The following is a 24967-nucleotide window of genomic DNA, read 5'->3' on the forward strand; positions in this document are numbered from 1 at the left end:
CCGGTTCGCGCTCCAGCGCAGCCTTCGGCAGCGGCTACGAGGTTTTGGATTCATACAATAAGAAGGAGAACCCCCGCATGCGACGTATCACACAGATGGGCGGCTGGCTGTCAGTTGCTCTCGTTTTGCACGGTTACAGCGGGCTGGCAGCAGCCCAGGCTCCCGCCGACCAGATCGCCCGGCTGGGCAAGGACCTGACCTGCGTCGGGGCGCAAAAGGAAGGCAATGCCGAAGGCACCATCCCGGCGTTTGGCGGGCAATGGCTGGGCGCGGCGCCGGGGATGAAGTTCGAGGGTACGGGCAAGCACCCGATTGATCCTTACCCCGGCGAAAAACCGTTGTTTGTGATCACTGCGCAAAATCTTGACCAGTACGCCGCGCATCTGTCCGAGGGGCAAAAAGCCCTGTTCAAGCTCTACCCGCAAAGCTTCCGCATGCCGATTTACCCGTCGCACCGTGACTTCCGCTTCTCTGACACGGTGTGCAAGGCCACCCTTGAAAACGCATCGGTCGCCAAGCTGGTTGACGACGGCGAAGGCGTGGTCGCGCGCACCGGTGGTGTGGCATTCCCGATCCCGCAAAACGGCATTGAACTGCTGAAAAACGCCTCGCTGTTTACCGTGCGCGCCTGGACCGAGGAATACACCTCCGACAACGCCTATGTGCTCAAGGACGGCAATATCAACTGGGGCCGCGTGCACTCACGCAACATGGCGCCGGGGCTGGAACCGGGCAAGATTGGCGACACTACCGGCAACTCCTCGTTCTACCTCAACGAAACCCTGCTGCCACAACGTGACAAGGGCGAAATCAACACCGGTACCGAATACTGGAACGACAAGACCGAGCCGCGCCAGAGCTGGCGCTACGACCCGGGCACACGCCGCGTGCGCCAGTCCCCCGGTTATGGTTTTGATATGGCATTCCCGGGCTCCGGCGGCTCGATCACTGTCGACGAAGTCCGGATCTTCAACGGCTCTGCCCAGCGCTACAACTGGAACATCGTCGGTAAAAAAGAGCTGTATATCCCCTACAACACCGCGCGCCTGCACGCCAACGACCTGAAATACGCCAACCTGCTGACCCCCGGCCATATCAACCCGGACAGCATGCGTTACGAGCTGCACCGTGTGTGGGTGCTTGAAGGCGTACTCAAGCCCGGCAACCGCCACCTGTATGGCAAGCGCACGATGTACATCGACGAAGACAGCTGGTTCCCGATCATGGGCGACAACTACGACAACCGTGGCGAGCTGTGGCGCACCTCCATGGTCAACTACTTCTACGCCCCGGAAACCCAGAGCTGGCAGGCCGGTGTCGGGCTGTATCACGACTTGAACGCCGGCAGCTACCTGGCCTTCAACCTGATCAACGAGCAGCGCAACGGCTATGTCCTGAACAAGGGCGGTTTTGCTCCGGGGGATTTTGGCCCCGAAGCGGCACGCCGGGCCGGCAAGTAATCCTGTAACTCCCTGACTTTGCCCTACGCCAACTGCCACAGGCCCTGCCTGTGTGCAGAGGGCTGGGCGAAGCAAAAAAAACAATAAAAAGGAGCAAGGCATGTTCAAGCACTACACACGTTTTGTGGGCACCGGTTTGCTGTCGGTGCTGAGCACACTGGCGGTGGGGGCGCCGACTCTCGAACTGGGTGAAAACACCACCCTCGATTCGTCGCTGACCGTCAACTACACCGCCTCGATGCGGACCGAAAAGCCGGATCATGAATACCTCAACAACATCAACTACGACGATGCCACACGCAACTTCAAGCGCGGTTCGTTGATCAACAACCGGGTCAGTGTGTTTGGCGAATTAATGCTCAAGCACGACAACCTCGGCGCGGTGATGCGCGGCAGTCATTTCTATGACGAGGTCTACCACCAGCGCAACGACAACGACTCACCGGACACGGTGAACAAGACCGGTCGCTACAACGACTTCAGCCGGGACACGCGCAAACTCAGCGGCAGCAAGGCGCGCCTGCTGGACGCCTACGTGTACGGCGACTTCACCGTCAATGACGATCAGTATGTGTCCCTCAAGGCGGGGCGGCATCTGGTGGCCTGGGGCGAGAGCCTGTTCTGGCCCAACATCAGCCAGGGCCAGGCACCTGTGGACTCGACCAAATTCAACGTACCGGGCACAGAAGCCAAGGATGCCTACCTGCCGGTGGGGCAGGTTTCGGGCTCGTGGTCGGTGAATGAAGACCTGGCCTTGCTTGGCTTCTACCAATACAAGTGGGAAGAGACCCAACTCAACCCTGTGGGCGACTACTTTGGCAGCGACACATTTGGCCCGGGCGCCGAGTTCTTTCGTCTGGCACCGGGCATCATCGACAACCTGCCGGACGCATCCGCCGTGGGGTATGGCGGCTCGGTCAAACCGGGAAACAGTGGCGAGTGGGGCCTTGGTACCCGTTACCGGGTGACGCAAAACACCGAAATCGGCCTGTTCCATTACCGTTACCACGACCGTGTGCCGGCGCTGTTTTTCGACTTTACCGGGCAGACCCACTATTCCTCGCTGAACAAGGTGGGCGGCAATGGCAACGGCCCGAGTTACCAGCTGGGCTACTTTGACAACATCAAACTGACCGGCATGAGCTTCACCACCAAAGCGGGGGATTCGGTGCAGTTTGCCGGCGACCTGAGTTACCGCGACGGTGCGGCGGTGTACCTGAGCAATGGCGCTCCGGCCCGTGGCCAGGTGTGGCAAGGCAACCTGAACGCGGTGTACATGATCGGGCCGACGTTCATGGCCCAACAAACCACGTTGATGACCGAAGTCGTGCACCAGCGGATCCAGGGCGTGGATGACCTGACCATTACCGGTGGCGGGGCGGGCACAGACGGCACGTTCAACAAATACGTGTACGACGGCCAGACGCGGGGCTCCAGCCTGCTGGGGATCGGCGCCTACTTTGATCACCCCAACGTATTCAATGGCTGGGACCTGACCACCAAGGCCACCTGGACCCAGAACATTGACGGCAGTGCCTACTCGGGACTGGGTCGTGCGGAAAAGCGCCTGACATTGGGCGGGGATTTCAAATACCTGGGCAACTTTCAATTGGGGCTGACCTATGTGGCGTACCTGAGCTCGGCAGATATCGCCCAGGGGCGGACCATGGCGGACAGGGATTACCTGTCGTTCAACGGCAAGTACACGTTTTGAAAGCAAAGGCTGAATGTGTGGGAGCTGGCTTGCCAGCGATGCAGGCGGTGAGGTCTGGCTGGATGACCTCAGGAGTGTCTTCGCCAGCAGGCTTGCGCTGCGGAGTCGGGTATTACCGCGCTTCCCGCGGCATCCCCAAGGCCCGTTCGGCAATGATGTTGCGCTGTATCTCGCTGCTGCCACCGTAGATGGTATCGGCACGGGTGAACAGGAACAGCGCTTGCAACCGCGTCAGTTGATACGGTGCCCCGGCCAGTAACTCCGCTTCCGGGCCCAGTACGTCCATCGCCAATTTGCCCAGCTCCACATGCCAGTTAGACCACGCCAGCTTGTAGATCGTGGCTTCGGGGCGCAGGCTGCCATCCTGTGGGCCGGAGAGCATGCGCAACGAGTTGTAGCGCAACACTCTCAACCCGCTCCAGGCCTGGGCAATGCGCTGGCGCAGGATCGGGTCTTGCGCGGCGCCGTTGGCCCTGGCAATGCGCACCACCTCGTCCAGTTCATTCTGGAACTGCATCTGCTGCCCCAGCGTCGATACACCGCGCTCAAAACCCAGCAAGGCCATGGCGATCTTCCAGCCATCACCCGGTTCGCCGATCAGGTTGTGTGCCGAGGTCAGCGCCCCGTCAAAAAACACTTCATTGAATTCGCAGGTGCCGGTCAGTTGCCGGATCGGCTGTACCCGAACCCCGGGCTGATCCATCGGCACCAGCAAGAAAGACAGCCCGCGATGCCCCGAACTGCCAGGCTCGGTGCGTGCCAGCACAAAGCACCAGTCCGATTCGTGGGCCAGTGAAGTCCAGACTTTTTGCCCGTTGATCTGCCACTGCCCAGTCCCGGTATCCAGGCTGGCGCGGGTTTTGATGTTGGCCAGGTCCGACCCGGCGCCGGGCTCGGAGTAGCCCTGACACCAAAAGTGTTGCCCGGCCAGAATCGGTGGCAAAAACCGCTGTTGCTGTTCTGGCGTACCAAACGCCGCGAGAGTCGGGCCGACCAGCCCTTCGCCGATATGACCCATGCGTCCCGGGCCACCGGCGCGGGCGTATTCCTCGAAGAAGATCACTTGCTGGTTGATGCTCAGCCCCCGGCCACCATGCTCCACGGCCCAGCCAGCACCAATCCAGCGACCCTTGGCCAGCACCTGTTCCCAGGCCTTGCGCAGGTGGGGAGCAAAGTCTTCATCACCGGGCCCGCCCCTGAACCGCAGTACCTCAAATTCCCCTGTCAGGTGTTGCTGCATCCACTGCGCGACCTGTTTGCGAAACTGCTCGTCTGCTGCGCTGAAGCCAATATTCATGAGCGATCCCCGAAAATCTGTCTGGCCAGTTGTTCGCGGTGAAAGGCCGGCGTACCGAACAGATGTTCGCTGGCCCTGGCGCGTTTGAAATACAAGTGCGGGTCGTATTCCCAGGTGAAACCAACACCGCCGTGCAGCTGAATCGACTCGGCCGCGCAGTGGTAAAACCCTTCGCTGGCGTGGATCTTTGCCACTGCCGCCACTTCGGCCAATTGCCGCCGGGCACCGGGATCGCCATCGATATTCAGGCATTGATCGGCGATGCACGCCGCGTAGTAACTGGCCGAACGGGCGCATTCAACTGCCAGCATCAAGTCGGCGCAGCGGTGCTTGATCGCCTGAAAGCTGGCAATGCTGCGTCCGAACTGCTCGCGCCCGGTGATGTAGGCCAGGGTCATGTCCAGGGTGTGTTGCGCGCCGCCGGTTTGCTCGGCGGCCAGGCCAATGCAGGCGATGTGCAGGACGTCGCGCAGCAGCGGCCAGCCAAGGCCCGGCTCGCTGAGCAATTGCTCTTCGCCCAGTTCAACGTCCTTGAGGGTCACGCGGGCCAGGCGTCGGGTCTGATCCAGACTCGGCAGATGCTGGCGACTGATGCCCGGTGTATCGGCGGGCAATGCAAACAGGCGGATGCCTGCCTCCCCGACGCTGCCCGGGGTGCGCGCGGCGATGATCAACAGGTCGCAGTCAGCGCCATCAATTACATACTGGTAATGACCGTTGAGCCGGTAACCACCGTCACAGCTTTGGGCATACACCATGATCGCGCTGTCATCCCAGTGAGCGGTGCTGGTGTAGGCCAGGCTGGCGGTCACTTCACCGGCGGCAATCCGAGGCAACCATTGGGCCTTGAGGGCGGTGTTGCGGCTGAGCAGCAGTGCGGGGATGGCCAGGCAGCAGGTGGCAAAAAAAGGTGTGGGCAGCAGGCAGCGGCCCAACTGTTCCTGCAGCAGACTGACCTCGACAAAGCCCAGCCCCAGCCCGCCATAGGCTTCGGGAATCGCCAGGGCCGGCCAACAGAGCTCACCGGCGATCTGGGCCCAGGTCTGCGGGTCGTGCCCGCTTATACTGGCCATTGCCGCGCGCACGGCACTTGAGCTGGCCACTTGGGCCAAAAAGCGTTCAGCAGACTGCTGAATCATTCGCTGCTCGTCAGTCAGGGCAAACTCCATGGGGCGGCTCTCGTCGTTGTCAGGTGGGTCAGGCACGAGCATGTAAGAGTGCCGCACGGGTGCAATCCCTGAGCCGGACTAGTCCGTTCGGGCAGGGTGCGTGCCTGGGGATTGCCCGGCAAGCGGGCTGTCAAAAATAATTTGCATGATTACGGTATTACCGCCGGGTAAGGGCGGCATTCGATATAGGGATGGACCGAGCCATCGGTATTTTTGACGTTATAGATCTGGTTCACGCCGCTCAGAGAGAGGGTGACCGGGTTGTCGTTCATGGTTTCATCCCGGCCAGACTCCGGGTTGACGCGGGACATTGAATATCAGGGAAGGGACTTAAGCGCTGATGTTGATGACACTTCTGGATTCGCCTGCCGCCCATGCGCTGGAGGCGCCAGCGGCCACAGTCAACACGGAACCTGCGATGAGATAAACCGTTTTTTGAGCATGATATTTTTCTGTTGTGTAATTGAATTGAACAGGCTCACTCAATATGAACCTGTGTTGTTTATCGAGCTGTTTAAGAAGTTTAGTGCGAGTGTGCGCTGATCATTAAATTGATGCATAAAATGTGCAAACTTTCAGCGGCCAAAAGTATCCATCAAGTTGTTTTCTGTGCCTATATAACTCTAGTAGTCCTTTTCTCCTATTTGTGTAGTCTAAGGCTGTTGAGTGTCGGATGAAATTGCATATATCGCGTCAATTTGTAGGGTCTCGCGAGCAAAAACACAAGAATATCAATTGGATGGTTATAGTTTGTCGGTTTGATGGGCGGTCGATGATTTTGCGTGTTGCTTGGTTGGATTGAATGGTTTTTTTTAATGCTGCGGATAAAAGTTATATCTTGATGGTTGGCCGGGTTATATCGTTTTGAATTAAAAACATTATATCTTTTTGATGGTGTGGGGTACGTGGCTTGAGTTGATTATTAGGTTGTGTTTTAAGTTGTGTTTTATTGCAATGTGGAAGATATAAAAAATGATGAATCAACACAGTTATCTGTATGAAACGGACGGGCGTGACGGGGTAGATAAACGTCAGAGTCGGGAACGCAGCAGCCGCAGCCCCCGGGTGTTCGCGGCCGGTGACTTGAAGCTGCTGTTACTGGAGTTGATCGGTGAGCAGCCGCGTCACGGCTATGGCCTGATCCAGTATATCGAGGCCTTGTTTGACGGCGCTTACAGCCCCAGCCCCGGGATCATCTATCCGACTTTGGCCTGTCTTGAAGCGGCGAACCTGATTGACGTCTGTGTTCAGGGCGACAAGAAGTGCTACAGCATCACTGAAACGGGGCGTTCGGCCCTGGCTCAGCAAGAGGTCGCCCTCGATGGTGTGCGCATGCGCATCGAGGTCAGCAGGCGCTCGTTGTGCAGCCTGGACCGGCCGGCAGAGATTCACGAGGCGGTGCACAACTTGCGTCATGCCTTGCAACTGCACAGTGGCCTCTGGAGCCCGACCGAGATCGAGCGGGTGCACAACCTGCTCAACAACACCGCCAAAGCCATAGTCGACGGGCCGGCAGGGAGCGATTCGGCGACTCTTTTCAAAAAACACGGGTGATGTTGTGGGAGCTGGTTTGCCAGCGATACAGACGCCGCTGCGTGCCTGACGCACTGCGCATGCCGTCGCTGGCAAGCCGGCTCCCACAGGCCTTTGTTTAGTCTCAACGGACGATGATCCGCCCCCAGCGCCTTCCCATACTGCCCCCATGCCTTTGCCAACCCGGGAGCACCTGTGAACAGCGCAACTCATACCGCATTTCACACCAGTATCGACGCAGGCGTCGCTGAGCTGGTGATCGACAGGCCACCTGTCAATGCCCTCAACAGTCAGGAATGGCTGGATCTGGCGCACACCCTCGAAGCCCTGGGTCAGGACCCGCAGGTGCGGGTCATCGTGATTCGCGCCGAAGGCCGCGGTTTTTGCGCCGGTGTCGATATCAAGGAACTGGACGCCCACCCGGAGCTCATCGTCAAGGTCAACGCGGGCAACTACGCCACCTTCAAGGCGGTGCATCGCAATCCGGTGCCGGTGATCGTCGCGGTTCACGGTTATGTGCTGGGCGGCGGGATCGGTATTACCGGTGCCGCCGACATCGTGGTCGCCTCGGATTGCGCCACCTTTGCCCTGCCGGAAGTCGATCGCGGTGCCATGGGCGGCGGTGCGCATTTGCAGCGTCTGTTCCCGGTGCAAAAAGTCCGTTACCTGTTCTTTACCGGCGACAAGATCGGTGCGGTCGAGGCCCAGCAATACGGCTTTATCGAGCGCGTAGTGCCGCGGGAGCAGTTGCGCGAAACCGCGTTGCAGATCGCCCACAAGATTGCCAGCAAAAGCCCGGACATGATCCGCATCGCCAAAGAGGCGTTGAACGGTATCGAAGACGGCAACCTGGAAGACAAATACCGCTGGGAGCAAGGTTTCACGCTCCAGGCGTACACCAGCGCGGACTCCGCTGAAACCCGCCGCGCGTTCGTCGAAAAACGCGACGCCACCTTCTGAGGAGCTGACGATGGACCTGACTTACTCCCCCAAACAAAAGGCCTTTCGCCAGGAGGTACGCCACTGGTTGGCGGCCAACCTGCCGGCCGAACCCTTGGCCAGCTACGACACCCGCGAAGGTTTTGAACAGCACCGCCAGTGGGAAGCCAAATTGTTCGACAGCCGTCTGTCGATGGTGATGTGGCCCACGGCGCTGGGCGGTCGCGGTTGCGACCTGATCGAGTGGCTGATTTTCGAAGAAGAATATTACGGGGCCGGCGCGCCGATGCGGGTCAACCAGAACGGCCAGTTACTGCTTGGTCCCACCCTGATGGAGTTCGGCACCGAAGCACAGAAAAAACGCTTTCTGCCACGCATGGCTGCCAGTGCCGATATGTGGGCCCAGGGCTGGTCCGAGCCGAATGCCGGTTCGGACATGGCCGCGATCACCAGCAAGGCCACCCGCGACGGCGACAGCTACGTGCTCAACGGCCAGAAAACCTGGTCGACCCGGGCCATTTTTGCTGACTGGCTGTTCGGCCTGTTTCGCAGCGACCCCACGTCGAGCCGCCATCACGGCCTGTCGTTCGTCATGGTGCCGCTCAATGCACCGGGCGTGACCGTGCGTCCGATCAAGGCTCTCAATGGCAAGGATGCGTTTGCCGAAGTATTTTTCGACGACGTGCGCATCCCCCTGGAAAACCGCATCGGTGATGAAGGGCAGGGCTGGCACGTGGCGATGGCCACCGCCGGTTTCGAGCGTGGCTTGCTGCTGCGTTCCCCGGCGCGCTTTCAGTACACCGCCCGCAAGTTGGTCGAGCTGTACCAGGCCAACCGCGCCAGCGCCGCCCGCGACCCGAGCCTGGGTGAGGCGGTGTGCAAAGCCTGGATGGACGCGCAAGCCTACGCCTTGTCCGCCTACCACACAGTGGGCCGCCTGAGTCGAGGGGCGCAGATTGGTGCCGAATCGAGCACCAACAAAATCATCTGGTCGGAACTGGATTTGCGCATGCATGAAACCGCCATGCGCATCCTCGGAGCCAGCGGCGAACTGACCGGAAAATCGGCGGATGGCCACGACTGGATGGAGGGCTTCCTGTTTGCCCAGGCCGGGCCCATCTACGCCGGAACCAACGAGATCCAGCGCAATATCATCGCCGAGCGCATGCTCGGCCTGCCGAAGTGAGGCCGGGGATGGACTTTACCTTTACTGACGACCAGCAAACCTTCCGCGAAGCCATCAGCCGCTTTTTGATGACCGAAGCGGCGCCGGAAATGCTTCGTGAAATCTGGGAAACCGACGCGGGTCGCTCCCCGGACCTGCGCAACAAAATTGCCGAACAGGGCCTCACGGCGCTGTCGGTGCCCGAAGCCTTCGGTGGCCTGGGCATGGACGATGTGGCCTGGGCCCTGATGACTCAGGAGCTGGGTTACTACGCCATCCCGGACTCCCTGGCCGATACCGCCTATGTGGCCAGCGCCCTGATCGCCGGGTTGCCCGACAGCGTTGTCCGTCGCGGCGAATGGCTGGAAGGCATCGCCGACGGCAGCCTGCGGATTGCCATCGGCCATCCGGTGAACCCGTTGGTGGCCGATGCCGCCCACGCCAATTTGCTGCTGCTGGCCCATGGCGATGAAGTTCACGCCGTGCCGCGCAGCCAGGTGGATGTGCAAGGGCACAGCAGCATCGATGCCTCGCGGCGTCTGGCCCAGGTCAGTTGGCAACCGGGCGTTGCCACCTTGGTGGCCCAGGGCGAGCAGGGCCGGGCCTTGTGGGCGCAAACCCTGGACCGGGGCGCGCTGTCGGTGGCCGGGCAACTGATTGGCCTTGCCCAGCGCATGCTGGATTTGTCGGTGGACTACGCCGCCCAGCGCAAGCAGTTCGGCAAGCCGATCGGCAGCTTCCAGGCGGTCAAGCATCACCTGGCCGACGTCGCCACCCAGCTCGAATTTGCCAAACCGGTGCTGTACCGCGCCGCTTATGCCCTGGCTCACGGCGAGAAAAACGCCTCGGTGTGGGTGTCGCAAGCACGCCTGGCGTGCTGCGAAGCCAGCTGGCTGGCGGCGCGCCACGGCATTCAGGTTCACGGTGCCATGGGCTACACGTGGGAAGTCGACCTGCAAATGTTCATGAAACGCGCCTGGGCACTGGATAACGCCTGGGGAGATCGCGCGCTGCATAAAAATCGTGTGGCCGAACATGTACTCAGCGGTGCGGCGCCTTTGGGCCCTGGCCATACCTTCGAGGATTGATTGATGCCCCAAGCCTATATTGTTGATGCCCTGCGCAGCCCCACCGGCAAGCGCAAGGGCGGCCTGGCCCATGTCCATGCGATCGACCTGGGCGCCCATGTGCTCAAGGCGCTGGTCGAGCGCAACCAGATCCCGGCCGACGAATACGATGACGTGATTTTCGGCTGCGTCGACACCATCGGCTCGCAGGCCGGTGATATCGCCCGCACCAGTTGGCTGGCCGCCGGTTTGCCGCTCAACGTGCCCGGCACCACGATTGATCGCCAGTGCGGCTCCTCGCAGCAGGCGCTGCACTTTGCCGCGCAAGCCGTAATGAGCGGCACCCAGGATGTGATCGCGGTTGGCGGTGTGCAAACCATGACCCAGATCCCGATTTCTTCCGCGATGCTGGCCGGTCAGCCACTGGGTTTCAGCGATCCGTTTTCCGGCAGCAAAGGCTGGAAAGCGCGTTTCGGCGACCAGCCGGTGAACCAGTTCTACGCTGCCCAGCGCATTGCCGATCACTGGAACATCAGCCGTCAGCAGATGGAAGCCTACGCCCTGGAAAGCCATCGTCGGGCACTGGATGCCATTGCCGGGCGCCGTTTCGTCAACGAAATCGTGCCCTGCGAAGGGGTGTGGGACGACGAGACCCCGCGTCACACCAGCCTGGCCAAAATGGCTGAGCTGGAGCCTGTGGCCGCCGAATTTCCGTCGATCACCGCCGCTGTTTCCAGCCAGACCTGCGATGCCTCGGCGGCGTTGCTGGTGGTCTCGGAAGCGGCGCTCAAACGCTACAACCTTACGCCTCGCGCGCGGATTCATCACCTGTCGGTGATGGGCGACGACCCGATCTGGCACCTCACCGCACCGATTGCCGCGACCCGTGCCGCACTGAAGAAAGCCGGCATGAGCATGAACGACATCGACCTGGTGGAGATCAACGAAGCCTTTGCCTCGGTGGTCATGGCCTGGGCCCAAGAACTGGATTACGACCCGGCCAAAACCAACGCCAATGGCGGTGCAATTGCTCTCGGCCATCCATTGGGCGCCAGCGGCGCACGCTTGATGACCAGCCTGCTCAACCAGCTGGAGCGTACCGGCGGCCGTTATGGCTTGCAGACCATGTGCGAAGGCGGCGGGCAAGCCAACGTGACGATAATTGAGCGCCTCTAGGAGCATTGACATGGCAATTTGTGCAGGACGTACCGTCATCATTACTGGCGCCGGCGGCGGTTTGGGCCGGGCCTATGCATTGGCTTTTGCCGGGCAGGGCGCCAACGTGGTGGTTAACGATATTCGCCGTGACGCCGCTGAAGAAGTGGTGGACGAAATACGCGAACTGGGCGGTCAGGCGATCGCCAATGCCGATGACATCACCACCGTTGCCACGGCGCAAAACATCGTCGATGCGGCCCTGGCTGCATTTGGCGAAGTGCATGTGCTGGTGAACAACGCGGGCATCTTGCGCGACCGGATGTTTATCAGCCTGAGTGAAGACGATTGGGATGCGGTGATGCGCGTGCATCTGAAGGGGCACTTCTGCCTGGCCAATATTCTGGGCAAGCGCTGGCGTGATCTGGCCAAGGCCGGGCAACCGGTAGCAGCACGCATCATCAACACCAGTTCCGGCGCCGGCTTGCAGGGCTCGGTGGGGCAATCCAACTACAGCGCGGCCAAGGGCGGGATTGCCGCCTTGACCCTGGTGCAGGCGGCAGAGCTGGCGCGCTATGGCGTGACGGCCAATGCGCTGGCCCCGGCAGCGCGAACCTCGATGACGGAAAGCGCAATGCCGGACGTGGTGAAGAAACCCGAAGACGGCGGCTTCGATGCCTGGGCTCCGGAAAACGTAGCACCGCTGGTGGTGTGGCTGGGCAGCGAACTGTCGGGCCATGTGACCGGGCAGATCATCGAAAGCCAGGGCGGACGCCTTTCCCTGGGCGATGGCTGGCGCACCGGGGTGACCCGCGACAAGGGCGCGCAATGGCAGCCCGAAGAAGTGGGTGTGGCCATGGGTCAGATCCTGGCCGAAGCCCCCGCGCCGCAAAGGGTTTGGGGTAGCTGAGCACTGATGGAAATGACCTGTTGGAGCTGGCTTGCCAGCGATTCAAGCGACGCGGCATGCCTGCCAGACCGGGTTGATCCCATCGCTGGCAAGCCAGCTCCCACAGTGGAATTTTGTTTTAACTGGAGAATTCAACCATGAGACAAGCTCCCCCCTACGTGCCAGGCCACCAGTTGCTGGCCGGCAAGTCGATTTTGATCACCGCCGCTGCCGGTGCCGGCATCGGTTATGCCGCCGCCAAGCGCTGCGCCGAAGAGGGCTGCCGCGCCCTGATGATTTCTGATATCCACCCGCGCCGCCTCGAAGAAGCGGTGGAGCGTCTCAAGGCCGAAACCGGGTTGCAGGCGGTGTTCGGGCAGTTGTGCAACGTCACCGTCGAAGCCGATGTACAGGCGCTGGTCGCCGCCGCCGAAGACGCATTGGGCGGGGTCGACGTGTTGATCAATAACGCAGGGCTTGGCGGTCAGGTACGCCTCACTGAAATGACCGATCAGCAATGGTCCTCGGTGCTGGATATCACCCTGACCGGCACCATGCGCATGACCCGCGCCATGCTCCCGCACATGGAGCGCCGTGGCGCCGGTGCCATCGTCAACAACGCCTCGGTGCTGGGTTGGCGCGCACAGAAAGAGCAGGCCCATTACGCTGCCGCCAAGGCCGGGGTCATGGCCCTGACCCGTTGCAGTGCGCTGGAAGCTGCCGAGAGCGGCGTGCGCATCAATGCCGTGGCGCCGTCCATTGCCTTGCATGACTTCCTGAAAAAAGCCTCCAGCAGCGAACTGCTGGAACAACTGACCAGCCGCGAAGCCTTTGGCCGTGCGGCCGAAGTATGGGAAGTGGCCAACGTGATGGTGTTCCTGGCCAGCGACTACGCCTCGTACATGGTCGGCGAAGTGCTGCCCGTCAGCTCGCAACAGGCATGAGTACACTATTTCGCAGTGCCGGGCAGATGCTCGCGGCACAAGGGCAAGACCTGGGCCGCACGGACTGGCTGTTGCTGACCCAGGAGCGGATCAACCTGTTTGCCGAGGCCACTGGCGATCATCAGTGGATTCATGTCGACCCTGAACGTGCCGCAAAGGGGCCGTTCGGTGCCTGTATCGCCCACGGTTACCTGACCCTGTCACTGGCCAATCTGTTTATGCCGCAACTGATGCAGTTCGAAAACCTGGCCATGGGCGTCAACTACGGCAGTGACCGGGTGCGCTTTCCGGCAGCGGTCAAGGTCGGTTCGCGGGTGCGCGGGCATGGCCAGATCATGCAGGTCGAGGCACAGGGCCAGGCATTGCAGGTGGTGGTGCGCATCAGTGTCGAAATCGAGGGCAGCGATCGCCCGGGCTGCGTGGTGGACACCATCAGCCGCTACACCTTCAACCCTCTTGAGAAGTGAGCCTGAGCATGAATCTGAATGACGTAGTGATCGTATCCACCGCCCGAACCGCCCTGACCAAATCCTTCCGTGGTTCATTCAACGACACGGAAGCGCCGGTACTGGGCGGGCACGTAGTGCGTGCGGTGGTTGAGCGCGCAGGCATCGAGCCGGGTTCAGTGGAAGACGTGATCATGGGTGCCGCCGCCCAGCAAGGTAGCCAGGGCTACAACATCGGGCGTTTGTGCGCCAACACCGGCGGCCTGCCCGACACTGTGCCGGGCATGGCGATTGACCGCATGTGCGCCTCGGGCCTGATGAGTATCGGTGTGGCCGCCAAAGGCATCATGACCGGCGAAATGTCGATTGCCGTGGCCGGTGGCGTGGAGTCGCTGTCACTGACCCAGAACAAGTATAAAAACACCTACCGCGCCCAGTCCGAGGCGGTGCTTGCATGCATGCCCACGGCCTATATCCCGATGCTCGAAACCGCAGAGATCGTGGCCCGGCGTTACAACATCAGCCGTGAAGTGCAGGACCAGTATTCCCTGCAAAGCCAGCAGCGTACCGCTGCCGCCCAGGCTGGCGGTTTGTTCGCTGACGAGATCGTGCCTTTGGCAGCGCGCAAGCTGCTGTTCGACAAGGAAGGCAAGCCCAGTGGTTATCAGGACGTGATTGCCGATCGCGACGAATGCAATCGGCCGTCCACCACCCTTGAGGATCTGTCCGCACTCAAGCCGGTGTGGAAAGACGGCAAATGGGTGCAGCAGGGCGAGTTCATCACTGCCGGTAATGCCTCGCAGTTCTCCGATGGCGCATCGGCGGTGCTGCTGATGAGCCGTGCCGAAGCCAAACAGCGCGGCATCGAAGCGCTGGGCGTGTACCGCGGGATTGCCGTGAGCGGTTGTGCGCCGGAAGAAATGGGCATTGGCCCGGTGTTCGCGATTCCCAAATTGCTCAAGCGGTTTGGCCTGACTGTTTCGGACATCGACCTGTGGGAGATCAACGAAGCGTTCGCGTGCCAGGTGGTGTACTGCCGAGATTTCCTGCAGATCCCCAATGACCGCTTGAACGTTAACGGCGGGGCGATTTCCATTGGTCACCCGTTCGGCATGTCGGGTGCCCGGATGGTGGGCCACAGCTTGCTGGAAGGCCGCCGTCGTGGCGCACGGTTTGTGGTGGTTGCCATGTGCATCGGCGGCGGTATGGGGGCGGCGGGGTTGTTTGAGCTCAATTGAAGCTCTGAAGATCAAAAGCCCCTCGGATTTTGATGTTGTGGGAGCGGCGGTACGCCTTGCTCGCGATGCAAACAACGCGGTCTTTCAGATTGACCGCAGAGATGCTATCGCGAGCAAGGCCTGCCGCCGCTCCCACAGGGCTTATGGGGTTATGGCCAATCGTGATGGCGGAACAGGCTTGCGCATCAACGTCCCCACCACAAGTGCACCGATCAACCCCAGCACTCCCGCCACCCACAACACCACGCTAAACCCCGTCACAAAGGCCCGGGTCGCCAGCGGCTGAACCTGCGCCTGCACCGCTTCGGGCAATTGGCTCAGCGCTCCCTGCATATCCCCGGCCACCACCCGCGAAGCAATAAAATGACTCTGCTCCAGCCATTGCCCGTTGAGGCTGGCCTGCAGATTCTGCTCGGTATGGCTGCCCAGCAAGGCGCCGAACACACCGATGGCCAGCACAATGGCACTGAAGCGCATGGTCGTGCTCATGCCGGACGCCATTCCCACGCGGTCGCGGGGCACGCAGGCCATGATGTTTTTCTGGGTGTCACCATTGAGCAGTCCGGCCCCGGCTCCCGTCACCGCCGTGGTCAGCGCAAAACTCAAATAGCCGCCATGCTCCACCGCCCAGGCGCTGAGCAGGTTGCCGCAACCCACCAGGGTCAAGCCCGCGGCCATCATGCTGGCGGGGCTGAAGCGCGACGCCAGGCGAGCGCCGATACGCGGGCAAATCAGCATGGTCAGGGCAAACGGCAACATTCCCAGGCCTGATGCGACTGCGCTGAAACCCAGGCCGTTCTGCAGATAAAACGGCAACAGGGTCATCATCACCTGAGCGCACCCCGCGTAGGCGAACATGCCCAGCAGAGCGCCGATAAAACGCGGATGGCGGAACAATTGAAGGTCAATCATGGGCCGGCGCTGCAAGGCTTCGATCAGCACGAACAGGCCCAGCAACAGCACCCCGGCACAGACCCGGGCATAGGTCAGCGGATTGTTCCAGCCAATGCGGTTGGCTTCGATCAGGCCCCAGATCAGACACAGCAAGCTGGCGCTGAAAGCCAGGCTGCCCCAGGGGTCGAGCCGCGCGGATTGCGGGTCGCGGGATTCGCCAATGGCATGCCTGACCAGCACCATCAGCAGCAGGCCCACTGGCAGGTTGAGGTAGAAAATCCAGCGCCAGCCCAGGTACTCGGTGATCAGCCCGCCAAGGGTCGGTGCGGCGGTCATGGCCACGCCCATGCAGGCGCCCCAGAAGGCCCAGGCCTTGGCCCGTTCCACTTCGTCGTGGAAGGCGTGCCCGATGGAAGCCAGTGCAGACGTCAACAGCAGGGCCGCGCCCACGCCTTTGACGGCACGGGCGATCTCCAGCAGCAGGCTGGTGGGCGCCGCACCGCATCCCAGGGACGCAAGGATAAAAATGCTCAAACCCCAGAGCAGGGTCTTTTTGCGGCCGAAGCGGTCGGCAATGCTGCCGGCCGGCAGCAGCAGGGCGGCAAACGCCAGCATATAAGCGCTGACCACCCATTCGATATCGACAAAGCTGGCCCCCAGGTCACGGGCGATGCTGGGCAGGGTGACCGCGACGATATTGGTGTCGAGCACGATAAGTGAGCACACCCCGCTGGCGGTGAGCAGGGTCAGGCGCGGGCTGACGCTTTTCATCGTTGCACCTCGCGCATTACTTTGCAGGCAATCAATTTGACGGGCATGCTCGCGGCTCTCTAGTGTGGCGGTGGTCACAGGGTATCGCCGCGCAACCCGGGGTTTGTTAGCTGGCAGCCCGCACTTCATTACCTTTGAGCTAATACTGCTATGGATATACGCCATTTCCGTTATTTTCTGGCCGTTGCACAGCAACGCAATTTCACCCGCGCGGCTGAAACGCTGGGGATTGCGCCACCGACCCTGAGCCGGCAAATCCAGGACCTTGAGCACGCCCTGGGGGTGCGCCTGTTTGTGCGCGAGCAACGGCAAGTGAGCTTGACCGAGGCGGGGCTGGCGTTGTTGCCCGATGCCGAAGCCACGGTGCGCCAGTTCGAGCTGGCGCAACGCAATGCCCAGCGCGCCGGGCGCGGTGAGACAGGGCACATCGAGTTGGGCTACGTCGCCTCGGCGGTGTACTCGGGGGTGTTGCAGCGCCAGGTGCAGGAGTTTGCCCGCGACTATGGCGAAGTCAGTCTGAGTGTGCGTGAAGCACCGATGGCCAGCCTGCCGGAGCGGATCATTGAAGGCCGGTTCGACTTGGGCTATGTGCGCTCGCCCATGACCCTGCACGAGGGGCTGGAGGCAATTGGGCTGAATGCCGAGGGTTTTGTACTGGCGCTGGCCGCCGATACTTGGCTGGCGCGTCTGAAAAACATCAGCGCCGAGCATTTGCAAAACGAGACCTTCATCCTCCCCGAGCAAATCAGCGGCACCCTGCACGTGGCGGCCCAGGGTGGCTACGCTCCGAAACTGGGGGCCCAGCCCGGCGGGCTGGTGGCGGTGATTGCGCTGGTTTCGCTGCGTCAGGGGGTGGCGGTGGTGCCAGCGTCGGTGGTGGGGCATATCAGCCTGCCCAATGTGCTTTACCGCCCGATCGAGGGCTGTGAGGCGCAATCGTGGCTGTCCTTGATCTACCGCCGATTTGAAAAGTCAGCCGTTGTGACCCGTTACATCGAGCAGGTCAAACGTGATGCGCGTACAGCCGCGCCGGACGCGAAATAGTGCTGAAAGACTGCAGGATTTAGTCGGCCATATACGTGCGTTCAAGCCTGGAAGCAGTACAATCGCGCACTTTTTACCGGGCATGGATGCTTTCGGCACACGCTCACGAGAAGACCCATGGTTTCTGCAAGTTACTCTCCCTCACTGGTTTTTATTTCCCTGTGTGTCGCGATTCTGGCGTCGTACACCGCCCTTGATCTGAGCGGGCGTATTGCCACGGCGCGAGGCCGGAGCGTGTACCTGTGGATCGGTGGCGGTGCCCTGGCCATGGGGTTTGGCGTGTGGTCGATGCACTTTATCGGGATGCTTGCGCTGGAGCTGCCGCTGGCACTGGGTTATGACCTGGGGCTGACCCTGTGGTCGTTGCTGGTGGCCATTTTGTCGTCAGGCTTTGCCTTGTGGCTGGTCAGCCAGCCGCGCCTGCCCTGGCTGCAATTACTGTTCGGCGCCTTGATCATGGGCGCGGGCATCAGCGCCATGCACTACAGCGGCATGGCGGCGTTGCGCATGCAGCCGGGAATCGATTACGACCCGACGCTGTTTGGCCTGTCGTTGCTGATAGCGGTGGGGGCTTCGGCTGCCGCGCTGTCGATCGCCTTCCACCTTCGCCGGCAAACCCCATACGTCCGTCTGGCGCGGGGCGCAGCTGCGGTCATCATGGGCCTGGCGATCGTCGGCATGCACTACACCGGCATGGCGGCGGCCAACTTCCCCGTCGGCAGTTTTTGCGGTGCCGCCGTGGACGGTTTGAGTGGCAATGGCCTGGATAATCTGGTGCTGGTGTCCAGCCTGGCGGTGCTGGTCATCGCATTGTTGACCTCGATTTTCGATGCCCGACTGGATGCCCGCACCTCGGCCCTGGCGGACTCACTGACCCTGGCCAATGAAGAGCTGACACAACTGGCGCTGCACGACACCCTGACCGGCTTGCCCAACCGGATTTTGCTGGCAGACCGCATCGCCCAGGCGATGAATAAGGTGCAGGAGCAGGGCGGGTGTTTCTCGTTGATGTTTATCGACCTGGACGGCTTTAAACCGGTGAATGACGCCTTCGGTCATCACCTGGGCGACCGCTTGCTGCGTGAGGTGGCCCTGCGCTTGCGTGAGCAGTTGCGCAGCCAGGACACCCTGGCGCGCATTGGTGGCGACGAGTTTGTGCTGCTGGTGCGCTTGCTTGAACCGGACGATGCACCGCAAGTGGCGGCGCGCCAGGTCGGCCTGCTGTCCAAGGCGTTCCGGGTGGATGACCATGACCTGCTGATTTCTGCCAGTGTCGGTATCGCCCTGTACCCCGGCAACGGCCAGACCGCCGAAGAGTTGCTGATGAATGCCGATGCGGCCATGTACCACGCCAAGGGTGCGGGCAAAAACGGCTACAGCTTTTTCGATGCGTCGATGAACACCAACGCCCGCAAGCAATTGCAGCTGCTGCAAGACTTGCGTCAGGCACTGGAGCTGCAACAGTTCCGCTTGTTTTACCAGCCCAAGTTCGACGCCAGCAACAACCAGCCGGTGGGTGCCGAAGCCCTGTTGCGCTGGGAGCATCCGCAGCAGGGTTTGTTGTTGCCGGAAAACTTCATAGACCTGGCAGAAAAAACCGGCCTGATCATCCCCATCGGCGAGTGGGTGCTCAACGAAGCGTGCCGCCAGATGCGTGTCTGGTTCGATGAGGGCTATAGCCACTGGCGCATTGCGGTCAACCTGTCGGCCTTGCAGTTCTGCTATTCGGGGCTGGTTGACAGCGTTGTCGCAGCCCTGGAACGCCACCGTTTGCCTGCCAACAGCCTGACCCTGGAAATCACCGAAACCACTGCCATGAGCGATGCCGATGCGAGCATGGTGGTGCTGCAACGCCTGTCGCAGATGGGCGTGGACCTGTCCATTGATGATTTCGGCACCGGCTATTCCAGCCTGATGTACCTCAAGCGCCTGCCGGCCAACGAGCTGAAAATCGACCGTGGTTTTGTGCGTGATCTGGAGCATGACAGCGACGATGCGGCGATTGTCTCGGCGATTGTGGCGCTGGGTCAGGCACTGGGGTTGCGCATCGTAGCCGAAGGGGTCGAAACCGATACCCAGCAAAGCTTTCTGACCACACTGGGCTGTGATGCCCTGCAAGGTTTTCTGCTGGGCCAGCCCCTGCCTGCCGAGCAGTTCATGCACGATATACAGCGCGTCGGGCCCGGTATGGATCGCAATCAGACACCGACCTGACAAGACCGGCCCTTCGCGGTTATTCTGGCCGCCAGACTTGGATCGTTGAAGGGGAGCAGGTTTTTATGGATAAAGTCATCGTGATCACCGGTGGCAGTCGTGGCATCGGTGCCGCCACTGCCGTGCTGGCGGCGCAACAGGGATACAGGATCTGCATCAACTACCTGACCGATGATGCCGCGGCCCATGAGGTGCTGGCACAGGTTCGCGCTGTGGGTGCGCAGGCCATCGCCGTGCGTGCGGATGTGAGCGACGAAGAGGAAATCATCCGTCTGTTCATCGAGGTTGACGAGCAGTTGGGGCCGGTCACGGCGCTGGTCAACAACGCAGGCACCGTGGGCCTCAAGTCACGGGTGGACGAGCTGTCCGAACTGCGCATCATGCACACCCTGAAAACCAACGTGCTGGGCCCTATCCTGTGCGCCAAGCATGCCGTGCTGCGCATGTCGCCACGTTACGGCGGGCAGGGCGGCAATATCGTCAACGTGTCGTCGGCGGCGTCCCGTCTGGGCGCGCCCGGCGAGTATGTCGACTACGCCGCCTCCAAGGGCGCGGTGGATACGTTCACCCTGGGCTTGTCCAAGGAACTGGCGGGCGAGGGCATCCGGGTCAACGCTGTGCGCCCGGGCTATATTTTTACCGATTTCCACGCCTTGAGCGGCGACCCCGGGCGGGTCAGCAAACTTGAACCGATCATCCCAATGGGCCGTGGCGGGCGCCCGGAAGAAGTGGCCGAAGCGATTATCTGGCTGCTGTCGGACAAGGCTTCGTATGCCACCGGCACCTTGCTGGATCTGGCCGGCGGGCGCTGATACAACCTGGTCTTTTGCGGGGGCTGGCAAGCTGGCTCCCACAAGCTTGTACCCGTGCATTTCCCCCGAACATGTAACTTGCAATTACTTCTTATCCGACGATAATGCGACTTATTGCTATTTAAGTCCGGTTATCTATCGTGCCTACTCCTGTGGATCCAAAAAGCCTGCTGGCCAGCCTGTATCAGGACAATCATGCGTGGTTGCGCGGCTGGCTGTCGCGGCAGGTGCGTTGCCCGCAGGACGCGGCCGATCTGGCCCAGGACACTTTTCTGCGCGCATACGACGCCCAACAACTGGACCGCATCCAGGAACCCCGCGCCTATCTGAGCACCGTTGCCCGCCGCCTGCTGTGTTCGCTGTGGCGCCGGCGCAAGCTGGAGCAAACCTATCTGGACCAGCTGGCCGAATTGCCGCCGGCCCATGCACCTTCTGCCGAAGACATTGCGCTGGTGCGCGAGGCGATTGAAGCCATTGATCGCGTGCTCGATGGATTGCCGTCGCGGGTCAAGCGGGCCTTTTTGCTCAATCGTCTCGAAGGCATGCCCCAGCAGGCCATCGCTGACCTTTTGAGGGTTTCGCTGGCGACCGTGGAACGCGATTTGCGCCGCGCCTTTGTTCATTGCCTGACGCACAAGGTACCGCCCCTATGAGCCCCGCCAAGGTCGATCCGATCACCCGTGCCGCCATTGACTGGATGCTGCGCCTTGAGTCCGGGCATGCCTGCCCCTCGGAGCGTCAGGTGTTCAAAGCCTGGCTGGCTGAAAATCCCGACCACATGGCCGCCTGGCAGCGAGTGGCCGGGGTGCTGCAAGCCCCGATGGCAGACCTGCAATCGGTCGAGCGGCGCAGCCCGGGGCAATTGCAGGCGGCACGCCGGGCACTGCTGGCCGGCAGTTCAGGTTCGCGCAAAAAAAGCCTGCAAGGCGGCTTGTTACTGTTGCTGCTCGGGCTGGGAGCTGCGGGGCTGGTTGACCGCGTTACCCCTCTGACAGGCCTGATGGCCGACCAGCACACCGGCACCGGTGAGCGCAAAACCATCCAGCTGGACGATGGCAGCCGTTTGACGCTCAACGCCCGCAGCGCGGTGGATATCGAATTCAGCCACGGCCAGCGGCGCGTGCACTTGCGTGAAGGCGAGTTGCAGGTGGATGTGGCTGCCGATCCCGGGCGCCCGTTTGTGGTCACCACCGCCCAGGGCCAGGTGCAGGCACTGGGGACGCGCTTCATGGTGCGTCAGGGAACGGACGAAAGTCTGGCCAGCGTGCAGCAGCACAGCGTGCAACTGGACACCCTGGGCGGCCAGCAACGGCGCATAGACACAGGTCAGGCGGTGTCATTTACGGCCAGTCAGATTGACCCGCAAACCCCGACCTCGCGCACCCGGGCCGAATGGTTGCAGGGCCGGGTCGAGTTGCACGATGAGCCATTGCAGGCGCTGGTCGAGGCGCTGCGCCCGTACCAGAGCGGTGTGCTGCGCATCAGCCCCGAAGCCGCCAGGGTACGGGTGTTCGGGGTGTTCCCGCTGGACAATACCCCGCAAACCTTGAGTGCGCTGGCGCAGACCTTGCCGATCAAGGTCACGCGTTACGGGCCCTGGCTGACCCTGATTGATGTGCGTCGGTAAAAATTCAACGAATGCGAATTAATTACAAATAGCGTGAGGGGAAACCCTTGCTCGTTGGTCAAGGTTACAACTGCCTACCTTGCAACGAGAAAGGACGCCCCATGCCGTACGCCCCGCTAAAACCCTGCCTGCTGGCACTGACGATCACCCTGGGCATTGCCGGCCACCTGCCATGCGCGGTGGCCGAGGCAATGCACACTGAACAGGGTGCCGTCCGTTTTTTTGATCTGCCGCCCGCACCTTTGGGCGTGACCCTGAGCCGCATCGCCCGTGACAGCAACCTGACCCTGTCCATTGCGCCGGCCTTGTTGCAGGGCAAAACCTCTGCTGCGGTAAACGGCATGTACACCCCGCAACAGGCAGCCGAGCGCGCGCTGGTGGGCAGTGGTCTGGGCCTGAGCGTGACCGACAGCGGGGCCTTGAGTGTTTACCCGCAGGCCGGAGCGGGCGCGTTGAATCTGGGGGCGACCACGGTCTCGGCGCTTGTGGCCGAAGATGGCCGTGGTCATGTTGACGGTTTTGTCGCGACCCGTTCGGCGACGGCCACCAAAACCGATACGCCGATCCTGGAAATCCCGCAAACCATCAACGTGGTGACCACCGATCAAGTGGAGGTGCAGGGCGCCCGCGACCTGACCCAGGCGTTGCGTTACACGCCGGGCCTGAGTACCAATGGCTACACCGATCGCAACAGCATCGCGGACGAAATCACCAGCCGCGGGTTTGCACCGACCCTGCTCTACCTCGATGGCGCATATCTGCCGTCGGCGGGCAGCCTGGGTGGCACCCCGCAAATCGACCCGTACACCCTGGAGCGCATCGAAGTGCTCAAGGGGCCGTCCTCGGTGCTGTATGGCCAGAACCAGCCGGGGGGCATGATCAACATGGTGTCCAAGCGTCCGAGCATGCAGGAGCGGCATCAGATCAAGGTTGGCACCGGCAGTTTTGACCGCTACAACCTGGGCTTTGATTTCACCGGGCCGCTGGATGATGCCAAAACCCTGGGCTATCGCCTGATCGGGGTAGGTAACACCGGCAGCGAACAAGTGGATTACACCGAAGACTCGCGCATGCTGCTGGCGCCCAGCTTCACCTGGGCACCCAATGACGACACCGAACTGACGTTGTATGCGCAACTGCAGCGCGATGATGCCCTGGCCGACTACCAGGCCTTGCCGGCGGTGGGCAGCCTGTACCGCAACTCCCAGGGCAACAAGATTGATCGAGACACGTTTTTGGGTGACTCGAAATGGAATGACTACAAACGCGACCAATATGTACTGGGCTATCAGTTTACCCATGCCTTCAACGAGGCCATGACCTACCGTCAGAGCCTGAGTTACATCGACGTCGACGACCGCTACAAGGGCTTTTACCTGAACCGCTTTGTCACGGCGCCGGACGGCGCGACCGACACCCACGCCAGCCGCACCAAGCTTGACTGGCGCCAGCAGAACAGCTCGTACAGCTTCGACAACCACCTGCAAAGCGACTTCGTGACCGGGCCGTTGCAGCACACCTTGCTGGTGGGTTTGGACTACCGAAGCTTCATACGCAAATACCAGGGCTACAACTTGAGCGGCAGCGAGGTCATCGACCTCTACAACCCGAGTAACTACCGCACCACGGGTGTACCGACCCTGACCACAAAATGGGACAACCGGGTCAAGCAAACCGGTTTTTATGTGCAGGACCAGATCAAACTGGACAATTTTATCCTGACCATTGGCGGTCGCCAGGATTGGGCGAAAGTTGAAAACAATGACTTGCTCGCCCATTCGCGGGAGACGCAAAACGACAACAAGTTCACCGGGCGGGTAGGCCTGACCTATGTCACCTCGTTCGGTCTGGCGCCGTATATCAGCTACACCGAATCGTTCCTGCCTTCGGTGGGCACCAGCGCGCCGGCCCGCGGGGGCAAGGCGTTTGCGCCCATGACCGGCAAGCAGTACGAAGTAGGGGTCAAGTACCAGCCGAACGACACGACCTTGCTCACGGCCTCGGTGTTTGAGATCAAGCAGCAAAACGTCCTGACTGGCGACCTGGTGTATCTGGAGTATCAAGTTCAGGAAGGTGAGGTCAGCTCGCGGGGGATTGAACTGGAGGGTAAAAGCCGCCTGGGCAATATCGACCTGATTGCTTCGCTGTCGTATCTGGACGTGTTCTACAGCAAATCCAACTACGGCAACGAGGACAACCGCAGTGAGGCGCAAGCACCGTGGGCGGCCAGTGTGTGGGCGGATTATCACTTTACGGCGCAAGCGTTGAAGGGTGTGACCCTCGGTGGCGGTGCGCGTTACACGGGCAAGAACTTCGGCGATTCGGCCAACACTTTCAAAACCCCGTCATTTGTCGTGTACGACGCCACGCTCAGCTACGACCTGGCAGCTCTGGATCCGAGTTTTAAAGGGGTCAGTACTCAGTTGAACGTTCAGAACCTGTTTGATCGCGAGTACGTATCCTCGTGCAACTACAGCTTTGGCTGTTACTACGGGCAGCAAAGGACGGCAGCGCTGGAGGTCAAATACGACTGGTGATGTCACTGCAATCGACCTGTAGATACTCTGTTTCCGGTCATGCACTGGCGGA

The 24967-nt window shown here is 61.2% G+C and carries 21 protein-coding genes; 17 read left to right on the forward strand and 4 right to left on the reverse strand.

The window, feature by feature from the left end; genetic code table 11:
• Positions 1-77: 77 nt before the first annotated feature.
• On the forward strand, positions 78-1460 hold the full coding sequence (locus tag ACZRMS_RS09680; protein WP_463995147.1) for a DUF1329 domain-containing protein: 1383 nt from the start codon (positions 78-80) through the stop codon (positions 1458-1460).
• A gap of 100 nt (positions 1461-1560) precedes the next feature.
• On the forward strand, positions 1561-3174 hold the full coding sequence (locus ACZRMS_RS09685) for a DUF1302 domain-containing protein (protein ID WP_463995148.1): 1614 nt from the start codon (positions 1561-1563) through the stop codon (positions 3172-3174).
• A gap of 112 nt (positions 3175-3286) precedes the next feature.
• Here ACZRMS_RS09685 and ACZRMS_RS09690 read toward each other — a convergent pair whose 3' ends face one another.
• From ACZRMS_RS09690 to ACZRMS_RS09700, 3 genes are all read right to left on the reverse strand, one after another.
• Positions 3287-4471: an acyl-CoA dehydrogenase family protein gene (locus ACZRMS_RS09690; protein WP_463995149.1), complete on the reverse strand. Its 1185-nt coding sequence runs from the start codon at positions 4469-4471 to the stop codon at positions 3287-3289.
• Positions 4468-5640 carry an acyl-CoA dehydrogenase family protein gene (locus ACZRMS_RS09695; protein ID WP_463995274.1) on the reverse strand — a complete coding sequence of 391 codons (1173 nt, stop codon included), beginning with the start codon at positions 5638-5640 and terminating at the stop codon, positions 4468-4470. The genes ACZRMS_RS09690 and ACZRMS_RS09695 overlap by 4 nt, the downstream gene beginning before the upstream one ends.
• A gap of 149 nt (positions 5641-5789) precedes the next feature.
• Positions 5790-5912 carry a hypothetical protein gene (locus ACZRMS_RS09700; protein ID WP_463995150.1) on the reverse strand — a complete coding sequence of 41 codons (123 nt, stop codon included), beginning with the start codon at positions 5910-5912 and terminating at the stop codon, positions 5790-5792.
• A gap of 700 nt (positions 5913-6612) precedes the next feature.
• Here ACZRMS_RS09700 and ACZRMS_RS09705 point away from each other — a divergent pair.
• The 9 genes from ACZRMS_RS09705 (at position 6613) to ACZRMS_RS09745 (ending at position 15016) form a co-directional block, all read left to right on the forward strand.
• Positions 6613-7194, forward strand: coding sequence for a PadR family transcriptional regulator (locus ACZRMS_RS09705; protein WP_463995151.1), 582 nt, complete (start codon positions 6613-6615; stop codon positions 7192-7194).
• Positions 7195-7368: 174 nt separating this feature from the next.
• A complete protein-coding gene (locus tag ACZRMS_RS09710; protein WP_048358321.1) occupies positions 7369-8133 on the forward strand; it encodes an enoyl-CoA hydratase family protein in 765 nt (254 codons plus the stop codon).
• Positions 8134-8143: 10 nt separating this feature from the next.
• Complete coding sequence (locus ACZRMS_RS09715; RefSeq protein ID WP_463995152.1) at positions 8144-9298, forward strand: acyl-CoA dehydrogenase family protein; 1155 nt, start codon at positions 8144-8146, stop codon at positions 9296-9298.
• 8 nt (positions 9299-9306) lie between these two features.
• On the forward strand, positions 9307-10365 hold the full coding sequence (locus tag ACZRMS_RS09720) for an acyl-CoA dehydrogenase family protein (protein WP_463995153.1): 1059 nt from the start codon (positions 9307-9309) through the stop codon (positions 10363-10365).
• 3 nt (positions 10366-10368) lie between these two features.
• The gene (locus tag ACZRMS_RS09725) at positions 10369-11520 is read left to right on the forward strand and encodes an acetyl-CoA C-acetyltransferase (protein ID WP_463995154.1); all 1152 of its coding nucleotides are present in this window, start codon (positions 10369-10371) and stop codon (positions 11518-11520) included.
• 10 nt (positions 11521-11530) lie between these two features.
• Positions 11531-12409, forward strand: a complete 879-nt coding sequence (locus ACZRMS_RS09730) for an SDR family oxidoreductase (RefSeq protein ID WP_463995155.1) — start codon at positions 11531-11533, stop codon at positions 12407-12409.
• 137 nt (positions 12410-12546) lie between these two features.
• Positions 12547-13332 (forward strand): SDR family oxidoreductase, encoded by a 786-nt coding sequence (locus ACZRMS_RS09735; protein ID WP_122783647.1) that lies wholly within the window; start codon positions 12547-12549, stop codon positions 13330-13332.
• Entirely contained in the window at positions 13329-13799 is a 471-nt protein-coding gene (locus ACZRMS_RS09740; protein WP_463995156.1) for a MaoC family dehydratase, read from the forward strand. The genes ACZRMS_RS09735 and ACZRMS_RS09740 overlap by 4 nt, the downstream gene beginning before the upstream one ends.
• 8 nt (positions 13800-13807) lie before the next feature.
• Complete coding sequence (locus ACZRMS_RS09745; RefSeq protein WP_463995157.1) at positions 13808-15016, forward strand: acetyl-CoA C-acyltransferase; 1209 nt, start codon at positions 13808-13810, stop codon at positions 15014-15016.
• 141 nt (positions 15017-15157) lie between these two features.
• Here ACZRMS_RS09745 and ACZRMS_RS09750 read toward each other — a convergent pair whose 3' ends face one another.
• On the reverse strand, positions 15158-16681 hold the full coding sequence (locus tag ACZRMS_RS09750) for an MFS transporter (RefSeq protein WP_463995158.1): 1524 nt from the start codon (positions 16679-16681) through the stop codon (positions 15158-15160).
• Positions 16682-16831: 150 nt separating this feature from the next.
• On the opposite strand from ACZRMS_RS09750, the gene ACZRMS_RS09755 reads away from it, so the two are divergent.
• The 6 genes from ACZRMS_RS09755 (at position 16832) to ACZRMS_RS09780 (ending at position 24915) form a co-directional block, all read left to right on the forward strand.
• Positions 16832-17725, forward strand: coding sequence for a LysR family transcriptional regulator (locus tag ACZRMS_RS09755; protein WP_463995159.1), 894 nt, complete (start codon positions 16832-16834; stop codon positions 17723-17725).
• Positions 17726-17842: 117 nt separating this feature from the next.
• On the forward strand, positions 17843-19939 hold the full coding sequence (locus ACZRMS_RS09760; protein ID WP_463995160.1) for a putative bifunctional diguanylate cyclase/phosphodiesterase: 2097 nt from the start codon (positions 17843-17845) through the stop codon (positions 19937-19939).
• Between the two features lie 65 nt (positions 19940-20004).
• Entirely contained in the window at positions 20005-20751 is a 747-nt protein-coding gene (locus ACZRMS_RS09765) for an SDR family oxidoreductase (protein WP_463995161.1), read from the forward strand.
• Positions 20752-20891: 140 nt separating this feature from the next.
• Positions 20892-21404 carry a sigma-70 family RNA polymerase sigma factor gene (locus ACZRMS_RS09770; protein WP_463995162.1) on the forward strand — a complete coding sequence of 171 codons (513 nt, stop codon included), beginning with the start codon at positions 20892-20894 and terminating at the stop codon, positions 21402-21404.
• Positions 21401-22378 carry a FecR family protein gene (locus tag ACZRMS_RS09775; RefSeq protein ID WP_463995163.1) on the forward strand — a complete coding sequence of 326 codons (978 nt, stop codon included), beginning with the start codon at positions 21401-21403 and terminating at the stop codon, positions 22376-22378. Before ACZRMS_RS09770 ends, ACZRMS_RS09775 begins: the two co-directional genes overlap by 4 nt.
• Positions 22379-22479: 101 nt before the next feature.
• Positions 22480-24915 carry a TonB-dependent siderophore receptor gene (locus ACZRMS_RS09780; protein WP_463995164.1) on the forward strand — a complete coding sequence of 812 codons (2436 nt, stop codon included), beginning with the start codon at positions 22480-22482 and terminating at the stop codon, positions 24913-24915.
• The last annotated feature ends 52 nt before the right edge of the window (positions 24916-24967 follow it).

This window comes from Pseudomonas sp. B424, assembly GCF_055408345.1.

Bases quoted from the DNA above. Each gene is read 5' to 3' on its own strand.
- ACZRMS_RS09680 (WP_463995147.1), top strand. From the start codon at position 78: ATGCGACGTATCACACAGATGGGCGGCTGGCTGTCAGTTGCTCTCGTT.
- ACZRMS_RS09685 (WP_463995148.1), top strand. From the start codon at position 1,561: ATGTTCAAGCACTACACACGTTTTGTGGGCACCGGTTTGCTGTCGGTG.
- ACZRMS_RS09690 (WP_463995149.1), bottom strand. From the start codon at position 4,471: ATGAATATTGGCTTCAGCGCAGCAGACGAGCAGTTTCGCAAACAGGTC.
- ACZRMS_RS09695 (WP_463995274.1), bottom strand. From the start codon at position 5,640: ATGGAGTTTGCCCTGACTGACGAGCAGCGAATGATTCAGCAGTCTGCT.
- ACZRMS_RS09700 (WP_463995150.1), bottom strand. From the start codon at position 5,912: ATGAACGACAACCCGGTCACCCTCTCTCTGAGCGGCGTGAACCAGATC.
- ACZRMS_RS09705 (WP_463995151.1), top strand. From the start codon at position 6,613: ATGATGAATCAACACAGTTATCTGTATGAAACGGACGGGCGTGACGGG.
- ACZRMS_RS09715 (WP_463995152.1), top strand. From the start codon at position 8,144: ATGGACCTGACTTACTCCCCCAAACAAAAGGCCTTTCGCCAGGAGGTA.
- ACZRMS_RS09720 (WP_463995153.1), top strand. From the start codon at position 9,307: ATGGACTTTACCTTTACTGACGACCAGCAAACCTTCCGCGAAGCCATC.
- ACZRMS_RS09725 (WP_463995154.1), top strand. From the start codon at position 10,369: ATGCCCCAAGCCTATATTGTTGATGCCCTGCGCAGCCCCACCGGCAAG.
- ACZRMS_RS09730 (WP_463995155.1), top strand. From the start codon at position 11,531: ATGGCAATTTGTGCAGGACGTACCGTCATCATTACTGGCGCCGGCGGC.
- ACZRMS_RS09735 (WP_122783647.1), top strand. From the start codon at position 12,547: ATGAGACAAGCTCCCCCCTACGTGCCAGGCCACCAGTTGCTGGCCGGC.
- ACZRMS_RS09740 (WP_463995156.1), top strand. From the start codon at position 13,329: ATGAGTACACTATTTCGCAGTGCCGGGCAGATGCTCGCGGCACAAGGG.
- ACZRMS_RS09745 (WP_463995157.1), top strand. From the start codon at position 13,808: ATGAATCTGAATGACGTAGTGATCGTATCCACCGCCCGAACCGCCCTG.
- ACZRMS_RS09750 (WP_463995158.1), bottom strand. From the start codon at position 16,681: ATGAAAAGCGTCAGCCCGCGCCTGACCCTGCTCACCGCCAGCGGGGTG.
- ACZRMS_RS09755 (WP_463995159.1), top strand. From the start codon at position 16,832: ATGGATATACGCCATTTCCGTTATTTTCTGGCCGTTGCACAGCAACGC.
- ACZRMS_RS09760 (WP_463995160.1), top strand. From the start codon at position 17,843: ATGGTTTCTGCAAGTTACTCTCCCTCACTGGTTTTTATTTCCCTGTGT.
- ACZRMS_RS09765 (WP_463995161.1), top strand. From the start codon at position 20,005: ATGGATAAAGTCATCGTGATCACCGGTGGCAGTCGTGGCATCGGTGCC.
- ACZRMS_RS09775 (WP_463995163.1), top strand. From the start codon at position 21,401: ATGAGCCCCGCCAAGGTCGATCCGATCACCCGTGCCGCCATTGACTGG.
- ACZRMS_RS09780 (WP_463995164.1), top strand. From the start codon at position 22,480: ATGCCGTACGCCCCGCTAAAACCCTGCCTGCTGGCACTGACGATCACC.